This window comes from Rhodococcus sp. H-CA8f, from assembly GCF_002501585.1.
Taxonomy (GTDB): domain Bacteria; phylum Actinomycetota; class Actinomycetes; order Mycobacteriales; family Mycobacteriaceae; genus Rhodococcus_F; species Rhodococcus_F erythropolis.
The window spans coordinates 1,300,838-1,313,967 of sequence record NZ_CP023720.1 but is presented as its reverse complement, the minus strand read 5'-3'; the positions used below and the strand labels follow the sequence as shown (position 1 = coordinate 1,313,967).

The 13,130-nt window shown below is 61.4% G+C and carries 15 protein-coding genes and 1 tRNA gene; 10 read left to right on the top strand and 6 right to left on the bottom strand.

What is annotated here, in order from left to right:
• Window positions 1-401: 401 nt before the first annotated feature.
• From CPI83_RS06355 to CPI83_RS06345, 3 genes are all read left to right on the top strand, one after another.
• Entirely contained in the window at window positions 402-893 is a 492-nt protein-coding gene (locus tag CPI83_RS06355) for a MarR family transcriptional regulator (protein ID WP_097386959.1), read from the top strand.
• The gene (locus CPI83_RS06350) at window positions 890-2,281 is read left to right on the top strand and encodes an MFS transporter (RefSeq protein ID WP_097386958.1); all 1,392 of its coding nucleotides are present in this window, start codon (window positions 890-892) and stop codon (window positions 2,279-2,281) included. The genes CPI83_RS06355 and CPI83_RS06350 overlap by 4 nt, the downstream gene beginning before the upstream one ends.
• A 12-nt stretch (window positions 2,282-2,293) precedes the next feature.
• Window positions 2,294-2,366 (top strand) — tRNA-Lys (locus tag CPI83_RS06345).
• A gap of 88 nt (window positions 2,367-2,454) precedes the next feature.
• Here CPI83_RS06345 and CPI83_RS06340 read toward each other — a convergent pair.
• Window positions 2,455-3,306: an alpha/beta fold hydrolase gene (locus CPI83_RS06340; protein ID WP_097386957.1), complete on the bottom strand. Its 852-nt coding sequence runs from the start codon at window positions 3,304-3,306 to the stop codon at window positions 2,455-2,457.
• A 62-nt stretch (window positions 3,307-3,368) separates the two neighbouring features.
• Complete coding sequence (locus CPI83_RS30705) at window positions 3,369-3,635, bottom strand: hypothetical protein (protein WP_134771706.1); 267 nt, start codon at window positions 3,633-3,635, stop codon at window positions 3,369-3,371.
• Between the two features lie 425 nt (window positions 3,636-4,060).
• Between CPI83_RS30705 and CPI83_RS06335 the strand changes: the two genes are divergently transcribed.
• Complete coding sequence (locus tag CPI83_RS06335; protein WP_019745069.1) at window positions 4,061-4,732, top strand: hypothetical protein; 672 nt, start codon at window positions 4,061-4,063, stop codon at window positions 4,730-4,732.
• On the top strand, window positions 4,732-5,925 hold the full coding sequence (locus tag CPI83_RS06330; protein ID WP_097386956.1) for a PrsW family intramembrane metalloprotease: 1,194 nt from the start codon (window positions 4,732-4,734) through the stop codon (window positions 5,923-5,925). The genes CPI83_RS06335 and CPI83_RS06330 overlap by 1 nt, the downstream gene beginning before the upstream one ends.
• Window positions 5,926-6,019: 94 nt before the next feature.
• Here CPI83_RS06330 and CPI83_RS06325 read toward each other — a convergent pair whose 3' ends face one another.
• On the bottom strand, window positions 6,020-6,562 hold the full coding sequence (locus CPI83_RS06325; RefSeq protein WP_029256113.1) for a TetR family transcriptional regulator: 543 nt from the start codon (window positions 6,560-6,562) through the stop codon (window positions 6,020-6,022).
• 120 nt (window positions 6,563-6,682) lie between these two features.
• Here CPI83_RS06325 and CPI83_RS06320 point away from each other — a divergent pair, with 120 nt between their 5' ends.
• The 3 genes from CPI83_RS06320 (at window position 6,683) to CPI83_RS06310 (ending at window position 9,558) form a co-directional block, all read left to right on the top strand.
• Window positions 6,683-7,156 (top strand): DUF4334 domain-containing protein, encoded by a 474-nt coding sequence (locus tag CPI83_RS06320; RefSeq protein WP_019745072.1) that lies wholly within the window; start codon window positions 6,683-6,685, stop codon window positions 7,154-7,156.
• A gap of 29 nt (window positions 7,157-7,185) precedes the next feature.
• Entirely contained in the window at window positions 7,186-8,274 is a 1,089-nt protein-coding gene (locus CPI83_RS06315; protein ID WP_198586361.1) for an NAD(P)-dependent alcohol dehydrogenase, read from the top strand.
• An 84-nt stretch (window positions 8,275-8,358) separates the two neighbouring features.
• Window positions 8,359-9,558 carry a low temperature requirement protein A gene (locus tag CPI83_RS06310; protein WP_097386954.1) on the top strand — a complete coding sequence of 400 codons (1,200 nt, stop codon included), beginning with the start codon at window positions 8,359-8,361 and terminating at the stop codon, window positions 9,556-9,558.
• A 1-nt stretch (window position 9,559) separates the two neighbouring features.
• Here the strand turns inward: CPI83_RS06310 and CPI83_RS06305 are convergent, their stop codons facing one another.
• Both CPI83_RS06305 and CPI83_RS06300 read right to left on the bottom strand, forming a co-directional pair.
• On the bottom strand, window positions 9,560-10,144 hold the full coding sequence (locus CPI83_RS06305) for a hypothetical protein (protein WP_003940111.1): 585 nt from the start codon (window positions 10,142-10,144) through the stop codon (window positions 9,560-9,562).
• A 45-nt stretch (window positions 10,145-10,189) separates the two neighbouring features.
• On the bottom strand, window positions 10,190-10,567 hold the full coding sequence (locus CPI83_RS06300; protein WP_007733864.1) for an MmcQ/YjbR family DNA-binding protein: 378 nt from the start codon (window positions 10,565-10,567) through the stop codon (window positions 10,190-10,192).
• Window positions 10,568-10,666: 99 nt separating this feature from the next.
• Here CPI83_RS06300 and CPI83_RS06295 point away from each other — a divergent pair, with 99 nt between their 5' ends.
• Complete coding sequence (locus CPI83_RS06295) at window positions 10,667-11,113, top strand: hypothetical protein (RefSeq protein WP_020970602.1); 447 nt, start codon at window positions 10,667-10,669, stop codon at window positions 11,111-11,113.
• 99 nt (window positions 11,114-11,212) lie between these two features.
• Entirely contained in the window at window positions 11,213-11,803 is a 591-nt protein-coding gene (locus CPI83_RS06290; RefSeq protein ID WP_003940105.1) for a DUF937 domain-containing protein, read from the top strand.
• Between the two features lie 56 nt (window positions 11,804-11,859).
• Here CPI83_RS06290 and CPI83_RS06285 read toward each other — a convergent pair whose 3' ends face one another.
• Window positions 11,860-13,077, bottom strand: coding sequence for an MFS transporter (locus tag CPI83_RS06285; protein WP_097386953.1), 1,218 nt, complete (start codon window positions 13,075-13,077; stop codon window positions 11,860-11,862).
• Window positions 13,078-13,130: the final 53 nt, after the last annotated feature.

The following is a 13,130-nucleotide window of genomic DNA, read 5'->3' as shown; positions in this document are numbered from 1 at the left end:
GGTGTTGTGCCTCTCGCAGAGTTGGTACGCAGAATCGCCGTGATCGGCGCCTGTCATCCCCCGAAACCTCACAATATCCCCTCCAACACACCCTACGTAAGGACTAGAGCGATACCCGCCAAAAGTACTAGAGGCAATCGGCTGTTCGGGGGACAACAACCGACTTTATGCCCAAAAGACACCAAGTGGTATGGTTTTGGCCGCTCGGGTGCGCTGCAGGGGGTGCGCATCCGAGCTTTTTCGTGTCCGAGATTCCGATAATCCGACCTCGCAGACGGAACTGCTTCGCCGACGGATGAACGGCAATCCCAAGGTTTTAAACAACTAATGCGATTGTTTATTCCCCAGTTTTTGTCGAAACCGTGCTGGCAGCATCGAAATAACACAGTTAGACTGTCTAAATGAACGATGGCGAGGGTCGCAGCAAGAATCGGGACGAGATCGACGTACTTTGGGACGATCTGGGTGCCTTCGTCCGGCGTCTTCGCACCAAACGCCACGACCACAAACTCACGCCGAGCCAGATCCAAGCTCTCGGCCACCTCGACCGACAAGGTCCGTTGACCGCAAAAGCGTTGGCGAAATTCGAGCGCGTCACACCGCAATCCATCGCCAAGACCGTGGCCGCGCTCGAGGAACAGGGCATGGTCACGCGAAGGGCGGATCCATCGGACGGCCGCGCGGCCCTGGTCACGATGACCGAACTAGGCACATCGACCCTTCACGAAGACCGAACGAAACGCACGCAGTGGCTGGCCGAGGTCATCGACGCCGAGTGCACCGAAGCCGAGCGTGACTTGCTGCTGATCGCCGGCCGCATCCTGCGCAGACTAGGCCAGGGCGCGTCCCCAGCATCGACATCGATATCAGAGGAGTCACTGATGAACCCGTGACCGCAGTCGCCGAAACGTCGACACCCCAAGCCTCCATTCCCCTGAAACTGAGTCTTGCTCTCGGTTCGGGAACCGTTCTTCAGGCACTGAACTCGTCGATGATTGCGGTGGCAATCGTCCCGATCGCCACATACTTCGGTTCCAGTTCGGGCACAGCGTGGGTCATCTCGGCTCTCTACATCGCGACTGCAGTCACGGCACCGGCGGCGGGGCGACTCGGATCGATCCTCGGCGCCAAACGCGTCTATCTGGCGGGATTGGGTCTGATCGCTGCCGGATCGATCCTCGGCTCGCTCGCCCCGTCACTGGGTTGGCTTATCGCGGCGCGGATTCTGCTCGGAATCGGCACGGCGACACAGTATCCGAATGCGATGACCGTCATCCGCGAATACGCTGACCGTCACCGAGCTCAAACCCGTTCAGCTATAGCAACACTCACCATTTGCGCTCAATCGGTCGTCGCGCTGGGGCCTACTCTCGGCGGGTTGCTGGTCGGCACACTCGGTTGGCAGTCGATCATGTGGGTGAACCTCCCGCTTGTCGTCGTCACTGCCGTATGGGTCTTCTTCGCCGCTCCGAGCGACTCCGCCCTGCCCGACCGGGCCGGCGCCGCTGCGTTGTTCAAGTCTCTCGACCCACTCGGTATCACGCTGTTTCTGGCCCTGACGACGTCGACGATGCTTTTTCTCCTGTCTCTCGCCGAGCACGCGAAGTGGTATCTCGTCCCGTCGACCGCACTCTTCGCGTTCCTGTTCGTCTGGTGGGAACGTCGAACCGCCTCGGCGTTCATCGACGTCCGTGCCGTCGCCCGAAACCGCGCACTGAGCATGACTCTCGGCCGGACCCTGCTGACTTACACAGCGTTCTACTGCATCTTCTTCGGACTCCCCCAGTGGCTACAGGTAGCCCGCGGAATGTCACCGATCAGCGCCGGGCTCTTCATGCTGCCCGTCGCTGCGGTCGGGATCTTCGCGACCATGTCCGCGTCCAGGGTGTACGGGAAATTCGGCGCACGAATCACCCTCCTGATCGGCACCGCCGCGTTGGCTGTCGGCGGGATTCTGATCGCCTTTGTCGAATCCAGTTCGACTCCCCTTGTGGCACTCCTGCTCATAGCGGCGATCCTGGGCATCCCCAACGGCTTCAACAACATGGGAAACCAGAACCTGATCAACTCGGTGACCACCTCCGCCGACGTCGGGACCGCGATCGGCCTGTACCGAACAATCCAGTACATCGGCGCCAACCTTGCGGCCGTCGTCATCGAGCTGACCATGCGCGGAACCATCGACGACGCGGGTCTGCATCGCACGGGCGGGACCATCGCCGTCATCGGAATCGCCCTTCTGATGGGGGTGGTGTTTTCACGGACTCTGCGGTCCCGTTAGACTCTGCGCCGCGCCCCTATAGCTCAGTTGGTAGAGCTACGGACTTTTAATCCGCAGGTCGTAGGTTCGAGTCCTACTGGGGGCACAAACACAGACCCGGCGCCTCATTCAGAGGCGCCGGGTCTTGTGCGTTCATGCCACATCAATTCGTGCCACATCAATGCATCAGCAGGTCATCGAAGCAGGAACTCGACGCTCACGCGCTCGAATGCCTCCTTGGCTTCGATCATCACCCAGTGCCCGCAGTTCGGGAATACATGCAGTTCGGCGTTCGGAATCAGTCGCATCGGAATCATCGGCATGTCCGGTGGACACTGCCTGTCGTCGAGCCCCCATGTCAGCAAGGTCGGGCATTGCACCTTGTGCATCATCGACCAGTACGGCGGCACATCCGAGTTGGACATCATCTGCTGCTGAGCGGCAAAGGCTTTGGATCCGTACATCGCGGTCAATGCCTGGTGCGAGGCCGGATCGTTGGCCGTTTCCCATCGTTCCTCGATCCGCGCCTCGGTGACGACAGTCTTGTCGTACACCATGCATTCGAGCCATCGAACCAACTTCTCACGGCTGGGAGCGTCGGCGAAGTCCTGCAGGAGACGGGTACCTTCACTTGGATTCTGACTGAAGATGTTCGGGCCGACGCCACCGATGGTGACCAGCCTGCAGACACGCTCCGGGAACCTCATCGCGACGTTGACGCCGACTACCCCACCCATCGAATTGCCGATCATCGCAGCCGATTCGATTCCCAGCGCGTCCATGAATCGGATCACCGACGACGCTGCCGTGATCACCGGATGGCCGTCGACGGGATCGCTCACGCCGAAACCCGGGAACTCGAGGATGTAGCAGTGGAAATGCTTCGCGAATACCTCAAGGTTCCCCCGATAGTTCCGCCAACCACTCACACCGATCCCTGAGCCGTGCAACAGGATCAACGGCGGACCATCGCCCGCCTCGTGAAAGCGCAAAGTCCCCTTGTCGGTAGCGACTTGGCGTTTGGTCCCCTCATAGGTCACGTCCATTACGCAAGATTAGAACGTGTTACAGATTCAGGACGGCTGATTGCGGAACTTCGCAACCACCGTCAGAAGCATCCCCCGCTACCTCGACGCCCACTGCGATTCGTGGACTTCTGCTCGCTCGGTTTCGACTTCCCCGGCCCAGCCTTCACACACCGGTTGGGGCGCCGCACTTGCTCGAAGTGTCCGGCGCTCACAACATGACCGGCCACACTCACCCGGACAGACGTGTCTGCGCGGGCGGTTCCGACTTCCCCCGAACCCAACGTCAACGCGAATGCAGCCACCAGCACCAGGGCTACCTTCTTCGAGATCTTCATTGGCACGGCCACTGAGACACGGTTCCACTCCAGATACTGAACAGGTGCGCGCGCCGAAGGAACACGCTGAGTGTCGACGATATTCAGTACGGGTGGCCGGCCGCGATCCTTTAGCTCACCAGTATCTGAACAGTCGACAACAAAAGTTTGGGCGGCACGTCAACATCCCGAGGGCGTCAACGAGCCAACGACCAAGCTACGCACCAATACTGAGAATCACGTAAACATCGTGCAGACGCCGGGGCCGGCGCCTTTCGAAAATCCCCCAAAGCGATGTCCAGGTTCACGTCCTGCCTGAATCGTTCTGTTTGGTACTTTTACCCCCTGAGGCGCACTCCTCAGATTCGCTGTCGACCCAGCACAAACGGCGTGCAGTACAAATCGGATACTGCGGCCCGCGAACGCCTTACCAAGCACTCACGAAAGCCCGGGCAAACATGACCGAAACGGAAACCACAGTGCGGGACGACCCGCCGCGGACGCCATTCGAACCCGAGGATCGCTGGGTTCCCGTCGACCGTAGATGGTTCGGCCTGGACCGAGTGACCATCATCCCGGCAGCGATTGTGCTGGCCGTTGCGATAGTCATGAGCATCCTCATCCCGGCCGTCAACAACTCTGTCGCCTACGACGACGAAGTCGTGGCCGGGGATGTCATGGAACTCAAAGACGGCATCACCTTCGTTCCCGCCGTCGGCTGGGGAATCACAGACGGGGTCCGCGAAACTGATGCTCCCGTCTCCGGTTCGTTCCCGCAGCGCGCAACTCTGGTGAACAGCGGTGCACTGTTCACCGTCTATACGGCACCCTTCGCCGGTGACGCGAACGCTCTACTCGAACAGATCAAGAAGACCTCGGACGCCCTGGCAACAGCAGAGTCTTTGCGCGTCAGCGGCGACTCTTCCTCGATCACCACGGCGAGCGGCATTCGTGGTGTCATCACCAGCTACTCGAACTCGACTGCCGACGGCGTGATCGCAGCATTTGTCGTCGACGGAAAAGGCATCGAAGTTGTCTCCACCGGGCCGAGCGATGTGGCTCCGACCATCACGGACGACATTGCTCACATGATCGTGAGCATCAGCCACCGAGCCGGAGAGGGTTCCTGATGAGCACTCCCACAACACAACCCGCAAACGATCTCCTCACCCGCGCCGGTGCGATCGAGAACTCCGGTTGGGGTAGGTCGTTCACGTTCTACCAGCCGCGCAACGCCGCTTTCTGGGTTTACCTCGCTTTGGTGGTGAGCGGCGCCTTCAAATTCTTCTCGCTGCTGTCGTCGTCCGCCGGCGCTTACGGAGAAGCCATCGCGCTTTCGCTGGTGCTGTTCGGTGTGTACGGCGCCATCTTCTGGTGGTTCACGCAGCACATCGACAGGTACGCGCGCCAACCGGTCAAACTGATCGTCGTTGCGTTCCTGTGGGGCAGCTTCGCCGCTACATGGGTGATGGCCGCAAACGCCAACGACGCCATCTTGTCCTTGTACGCCAAGACATTCGGACAGGCGTGGGCATCGGACTGGGGCCCCGGCCTGACAGCTCCGTTCACCGAAGAAATCGCCAAGGGCATCGGGTTGCTCCTGCTCATCGCACTGGCATCTCGATTGGTGCGCACCGCATTCGACGGATTCATCCTCGGCGCCTTCATCGGACTCGGCTTCCAGATCTTCGAAGACGTTCTGTACGCCTTGAACTCGGCCGCGTCGCAGTTCGGAGCCGATCCGGTCGGCGCTGCGATGCCGACGATCATCCTCCGCATGGTATTCGGAGTGGCCGCACACACTCTGTACAGTGCGATCTTCGGTGCCGGACTCGTCTATCTACTGGGACGGCCGGCGGAACCGCGTCGTGTGGGGCGCGGACTCGCGCTGATGGCGACCGCGATGCTGCTCCACGGCCTGTGGGATTCCGCCGGTGCCTTGACACAAGGCAAGAATGCACTCCTCTTTCCGCTCTTCTTTGTCATGGTCGCCGCTGCATTGACCCTCGTGGTCCGCGTGTTTCGAATGACGGTTCCACGTGAACGCCAGTTCCTGAGCGACATCCTGGCACCGGAAGTCGACCGTGGTGTCATCACGGACGAAGAATTCGTCGCTCTGTGCGGCGACCACAAGGCACGCAGGGCTTTCCGCAAATCTGCAGGCGGACACGCGGCCCGTAAACGCGCCGAATACGTCCTCGAAGCCGCGGCAGACCTCGCCGACGCCCTGGCAGACTCCCACGGAACCACCACCGGCCGAGTCGAATTCGCTCGATCCGAGGTAAGTCGTATCAGGAGCGGTCAGCCGTCGGTCAAGCTCTGACCCGCTCCGAACTGGAATTCAACGCCGCGTCCCCTCGTGCGAGAGCACAAGGGAACGCGGCGTTGGCCATTGATCACGTTGCACATCCGGTTCGTCACGTCGCGATCAACCGCTGAACCGCCCCGACCGCAGCCTCGCGACGCTGAGCGACGGGACGGGACGACTTGAGCGCGAACATCCGGGCGATGTCGGTGATCAACAGAATCAACTCCGCGGGATTCCACTCGGGGTCGATGTGTCCCTCGAGTTGACCTTTGCGAATCTCGGCTACCTTCGGCCGGAACGTCTTGCTTCGTATGTCGTCCTCGCTCATGACGTCCGGTGCTTCGAGATCCGCCCATTGCTGCAATCGAGCGTTCTCGGGATGCGCGACGTAGTTGTCGAAGAGTCGACCTGCATACCCCGGCAGATCATCACCTCGTAGTGCTGTCTCCGCTGTGGTTTCGGACGTCCATTGCTCAGTGACGGCAGAAAACAACTCTTCCTTGCTCGCGAAGTACGCGTAGAGACGGTCCTTGCTGGCACGCGCTTGCGCGGCGATCCGATTGATCCGCGCGCCGGCCAGGCCGTACGTCGCAAATTCGTCCTTTGCGGCCGCCAGAATGCGGTCTCTCGTGGCTTCCCCTGCTGAGCGCATGTTCACAGCCTAGAACGAATCGACCGTTGCCGAACCATCCGGTTCGGCGTAGCGTGCAGAGTTGACGAACAATTTGGTTCGCGAACTTCGGCCAACTCACCCGCCGACGCAAGGAGAGACATGAATCTCGATGACGCTCGAACCGCATTCACCCGGCTCCGTGGATCGGAAAGTGGTGTTTCACCAGCAGAACTCGACGAAGTGTGGGCCGCACTGGAAACCGTCGCCGCCGAAGAAATCCTCGGCGAATGGAAGGGTGACGACTTCGCCACCGGTCATCGTCTGCACGAAAAGCTGTTCGCGAGCCGCTGGTACGGCAAGACTTTCAATTCCGTCGAGGATGCAAAGCCATTGATCTGCCGAGACGAAGACGGCAACCTCTACTCCGACGTCAAGAGCGGCAATGGCGAGGCAAGTCTGTGGAACATCGAGTTTCGTGGCGAAGTCACGGCGACGATGGTCTACGACGGCGCGCCGATCTTCGACCATTTCAAGAAAGTCGACGATTCGACGCTCATGGGCATCATGAACGGAAAATCGGCGTTGGTTCTCGACGGCGGACAGCACTACTACTTCCTGCTCGAGCGAGCGTGATTCGCGCCGAACAGAATTCGACGTCCGCCATGCAGATGACAGCGGCGCTCTCACACGGCCCGCACTCCCCCTTCACACTCGACACCGTCGAGATCGACGAACCCCGCGCAGACGAGATCCTGGTTCGCATCGTCGCGACAGGCCTGTGCCACACGGATCTGTTCACGAAGACGGTGCTACCGGAAAAGCTCGGGCCCTGCGTGTTCGGACACGAAGGCGCCGGCGTGGTGCAAGCCGTTGGCTCGTCGATCGACAACATCGCGGCTGGTGATCACGTATTGCTGAGCTACCGCAGTTGCGGTGTCTGCAGGCAATGCCTCAGCGGCCATCGGGCGTACTGCGAAAGCTCATACGGGCTCAACAGCTCTGGCGCACGCACCGACGGCTCGACGCCGGTCCGGCGAAACGGAACTCCGATACGGTCCGCATTCTTCGGCCAGTCCAGCTTCGCGGAATACGTCATCGCCTCTGCCGACAACACCGTCGTCGTCGATCCTGCGGTGGACCTGACCGTCGCGGCTCCGCTCGGCTGCGGGTTTCAAACCGGCGCGGGTGCCGTGCTGAATCTACTTCGCCCCGAGCCCGACTCGACGTTTGCCGTTTTCGGGGCAGGCAGCGTCGGACTCGCAGCGCTGCTGGCGGCGAGGGCTGCCGGCGTTTCCACCCTGGTCGCCGTGGACCCCGTTGCGCAGCCGCGCGAACTCGCCGAGGAATTCGGCGCCGTCACTGTCGATCCCTCGAATGAAGATGCGCTCGACGCGGTCCGCGCCGCCACCGACGGAGGTTCGACACATTCCCTCGACACCACCGGAATCGGCTCCGTGATCAATCAAGCCGTCACATCACTTCGAGCACGGGGAACACTGGCAGTAGTCGGACTCGGAGCATCCACGGTCGAGGTGAACATGGCCGACATCATGCTGAGCGGAAAGACAATTCGAGGATGCATCGAAGGAGAGTCGGAAGTCTCGACGTTCATCCCCGAACTCGTCGAACTCTTCACTGGTGGCCGATTTCCGATCGACCGCTTGGTGACGCGCTACGCATTCGCCGACATCAACAAAGCCGTCGAAGATCAAGCGTCGGGGCGCGTCATCAAACCCGTTCTCGTGTGGTGAGGGGCGAAATGTCTCATTCGTCGACCCGACGGAATTCGCCCTAGACTGCGCTCCTGCACTAGACGTCGGAGCAAGGTGGGGACGATGACAGAACACACCAGTACAGGCGCGGGCCACGGCCGGGCCGTTATGCCGATCATCCGGATGCGCGCACGCAGCCGCGACGAGAACCATCGCGCATCGACGCCACTCGAACTGTTCTTCGACCTGTGTTTCGTGGTTGCGGCCGCACAGGCCGGAGTTCAACTGGTGCATGCTGTTGCCGAGGGCCACTACGTCGACGGCATCGCCGGTTATATGTTCGTCTTCTTCGCGCTGTGGTGGGCGTGGGTGAACTTCACCTGGTTCGCGTCTGCCTACGACACGGACGACGTCCCCTACCGGATCGCGACCTTCGTACAGATTTGTGGCGTGCTCGTCTTCGCCGCCGGAATCCCCGATGCGTTCGACGGAACCGACCGTACGACGGCCATCGTCGGCTACCTCATCATGCGAATTGCGCTCACCTGCCAATGGCTTCGAGCCGCCAGCGGTGAATCCGGTGCAGCGCGAACCACTGCTTTGCAATATGCCGCTGGGCTCGTGATCGTCCAGGCCGGCTGGATCGTGCTGCTCCTGATGCCGGCGTCTGCGTGGATTCCCGGCTTCTTCGTTCTCATGATCGCCGAACTCGCGGTGCCGGCAATCGCCGAGCGCAACCACCAGACGCCGTGGCACCCGCAACACATCGCCGAACGCTACGGCCTCTTCACCATCATCATGCTCGGCGAAACCATTGCTGCCGCCACCATCGCGGTCCAATCCGGCATTCGTGATTTCGACGCCGCCGACCTACTGATTCCGATTGCTGTCGGCGGAGTTCTGATCGTGTTCTCCGCGTTGTGGATCTACTTCGCCGTCCCGATCCACGAGTACCTCGCAGACCAGGGCAATCGCGCCGTCCTGTTGTGGGGATACGGGCACTACTTCGTATTCGGATCCGCTGCGGCCATCGGCGCCGGCATCGAAGTAGCCGTCGAGGAAGCAGTTGGCGAGGCGCACATTTCGACGTTCGCAGCATCTGCCGCGGTCACGATCCCCGCCGCGATGTTCCTGATCTTCGTGTGGCTCATGCACTCACGACACTTCAAGCGTGACAGGATCGAGCAGGCTGTTCTACCGGTGAGCGCAATCCTGGTTCTCGGCTGCACATTTGCCGGACACTGGGCGGTCCCGCTCGCCGGACTGGTGGCGGCGGGAACCGTCGGAGTCGGTGTCGGCCTGAGCACTCGGTCGAAGAGCTGACTCAGATTTCCGGGGCTGGAGCCTCGCCCTTACTCTGCGGCTCGTGTTGCTTGAGCTCACCGCGCATCTTGTCGAGATCCTTGCCACGCTTTTTGTACATGTAGCCGAGCGCGACAAGACCCAGGAACAACGCAACGCCCAGGACTGCACCGACAACGGAGGCTCCGCGGAAACCGGGGCCGTCGACGTCGAGGATCCGCTCGCCCGCATGCGCTGCATTGTTGTTGCCGAGAACAACTGTCAGAGAGAGCAGATTCGGCAGCGCGAAGATCACACCCAACGCGAGAGCCGTGATCTGCATGATTCGAGCATGCTTGCGCTTGCGCACCTGCCAGACCGCCCGGAAGAAGATGAGCGGGACCAGGGTGCAGACGAGACCGAACAGCAGTCCCCACGCGATTCCGGCGCTGAAGCTGCCGTTCGCCAACGACGCAATTCGCTGCGCCCACCAACGCGGAAGGAAGGCGGCAAGGATGAAGTAAGCGATGACCAGGACCACCGCCATCACTGCGATCCCGATGGCCTTCTTCGCCCACGGCGGCATACCCGGTTTTGCGGTGGCCGGTGAAGTTTCCGGTGTCGTCATGACAAATCCTCGTCTAGTCGGCGTCTGTACTGACGAATCTATCCGTTACGGGCGTTCCTCATCCGCATCGAGAACGATCCGGGCAAGCCGCTTCGGAGCAACGAGGGTGAACGAGGTGTAGATCCACTCCTCCAGTTGCGACCATTTCTCCTCGGAAACGTCGGTGCCGATGTCGAGCGCAACCCACCCGTGACGACCGAGACCGTAGCCGGCAGCGCTTGCGCCTGGTTCGGTGGCCACTACCGCTTCGGCTTCCTCCTTGCTCAACTTGACGGTCAAGGAGGTGGCTTCGACGTTGCAGAACACGAAGTTCTTGCCGCGGACCCGGAAGGTCGGGTGGCCGTCCCACGCTTCGATGTCGACGCGCTCCGCCTCCGGCAGGGACAACGAGATCTCTTCGAGTCGACGCATGTTGTCGGGCATGGAGACGATTCTGCACGCTCGATACCGCGCTTGACACCCGCGACACCGCTAGGCTCGGCGACGACCGCGTTACCGAACTCCGAACACAGGGAGAGTGGCATGCGCACGTTAGTTCATCTGGTTCTGCTCATTTGTGGAATCGCCGTTGCCGTCGGCTCGTTCATGTACGTACTGGCCGGGGTCAAACCCAACAACGTTCGCCTCGAGGACCTGCGGGACGGTTTTCCGGCCGGGTGGGCAATCGAGCAACTCGGCGATCAGTCCGTGACCTTCTACCGTTCGATGGCGATACTTCTGCTCGCTGCAGCCGTTTTGATTCTGATCGCCGCTTTGTTCGGTTCTCGTATTTCAGCGTGGATCGGAATCATCGTGGGATTGGGAACTCTGGGCACGTTCTACTACCGAGTGAACGATCAATTCGACAATGTCATCAGGGAAAACTACTCCACGATCCTGACAAATCAGACAGGATTCATCTTGACGGCCGGCGGACTGATTCTCGCTCTCCTAGCGTGTCTGGTCCCCCGCGAGAAGACCCGAGCCTGACCGCTCGGCAACCGGAGGGTTACCGTCGACGCCGACATTCACTAGTGTCTGCAACAGCCGGGTACTGACGAGTAGTACCCCAGAAGAGGTAGGGCATCAATGGCATCGCTTGACGACCTTCTATCCCAGATCCCCATCGACCAGATCGCGCAGCAACTCGGCGTGGACCAGGCAACTGCCGAATCGGCGGTCAAGACTGCACTTCCGACCCTCGTCGGTGGCCTCGGCGCCAACGCTCAGGATCCCGCAGGCGCAGCCTCACTCGAAAGTGCGCTGCAGTCGCACGCTGACACCAGCCTTCTCGACGACGGCGTCGACATCAGCAAAGTCGACACCGCTGACGGTCAGAAGATCGTCTCGAACATCTTCGGCGGCAACACCGATCAGGTCGCCAGCGCACTGGGCGGTGTCGGTGGCGGCGGTGGAAACGATCTGGTGAAGCAGTTGCTGCCGATCCTCGCTCCCATCGTCCTGGCCTACCTCGCCAAGCAGTTCACCGGTGGCGGTGCCGGCGCGCAGACTCAGGCCTCCGGTGGCGGCGGGCTCGGGGATCTCCTCGGCGGAATTCTCGGCGGCGGCGGCAATTCCGGCGGCGGCATCGGCGGCGCACTCGGCGGCATCCTGGGTGGATCCGGTGGCGGCGGCCTCGGAGACCTGCTCGGCGGCCTCCTCGGCGGCGGCAAGAAGTAAGACGCTCGACAGATTCGCACTGCGGCGATCCCGTTCGGGGTCGCCGCAGTGCTCTGTCATTCGACCGTCGAAGATCGAAACATCCTCAGCGACAATGCAAACGCAACCAACAGCAGCGCGCCCACAAAGGCACTGACCCCACCCCAACCGCCGCCCGCGTACGCGAGACCAGCGAGGGCGCCCGCCACGGACGAACCCGCGTAATAGGCAAACAGATACAACGCCGACGCCTCGGCCCGGTGATCGGTCGCGATCAGCCCCACCCAACCGCTGGCCACCGAATGTGCCGCGAAGAATCCTCCGGTGAAGAGCAGCATCCCCACGAGAGTCAACGCCAGATTGTCCGGAACGGTCAGTGCCAGACCGATACCGATGACAACAACCGAGCCGAGCAGAACACTGCGCCTACCCAGCCGGTCCGAGGCCCCGCCGGCTACCGCTGAGGTGAAAGTTCCGGCGAGGTAGAAGAGAAAGACCAGGCCGACAAGTGCTTCAGGAAGTCCGAAAGGAGCTGCCGTGAGCCGAAACCCGAGGAAGTTGTAGATCGAGACGAATCCGCCCATGAGGATGAACCCCAAGGCGAAAAGCGTGCGCAGCGACGGGTTCGCAAGGTGGCGTCGTAGATTCGATGCGATCGCACGCACCGACACCGGCTGCGGGCGAAAGAACTTCGACGCGGGAAGCTTCCGGATCATGTTGAGCGCGAACAACGCTGACAGCAAGGCCGCAGTCACCAATGCCCAGCGCCACGTACTGAAATCGACGACGGCCGACGGAACCAGCCGTCCGATCAGCCCACCGATCGTCGTGCCGGCTACGTACCTTCCCATCGCTGCACCGAGGTCCTTGCGATCGACCTCCTCGGCCAGATAGGCCATCGCCACCGCCGGGACCCCCGCCAGAGCCAAGCCTTGCGCCGCGCGTCCGATCAGCAGAACCTCGATCGTCGGACTGAGCGGCAGAAGCAAACCGATCACACAGGATGCCGACGCCGACGCGATCATCACCCGTGTGCGACCGAACCGCTCGGAGAGCGCACTGGCCGGAATGATCGCCAACGCCAACATGCCCGTCGTCGCCGAGACCGAAAGTGCAGACACCGCGGGCGAGACGTCGAAGCCTTCGGCGAACGCAGGCAGCAATGCCTGTGCCGCGTACATCGAGATGAAAGTCGACAGCCCGGCCGCGAACAGCGCAACGGTCACCGTGCGATACCCCGATGTTCCGCGGCGAAGCGGCACCACTCCGGATTCGATCACATTCTCGACAGTCACCACATACCTCCAGGCATCACTTACCTCCGGTAAGAATCCTCCCGCCGCGCTTC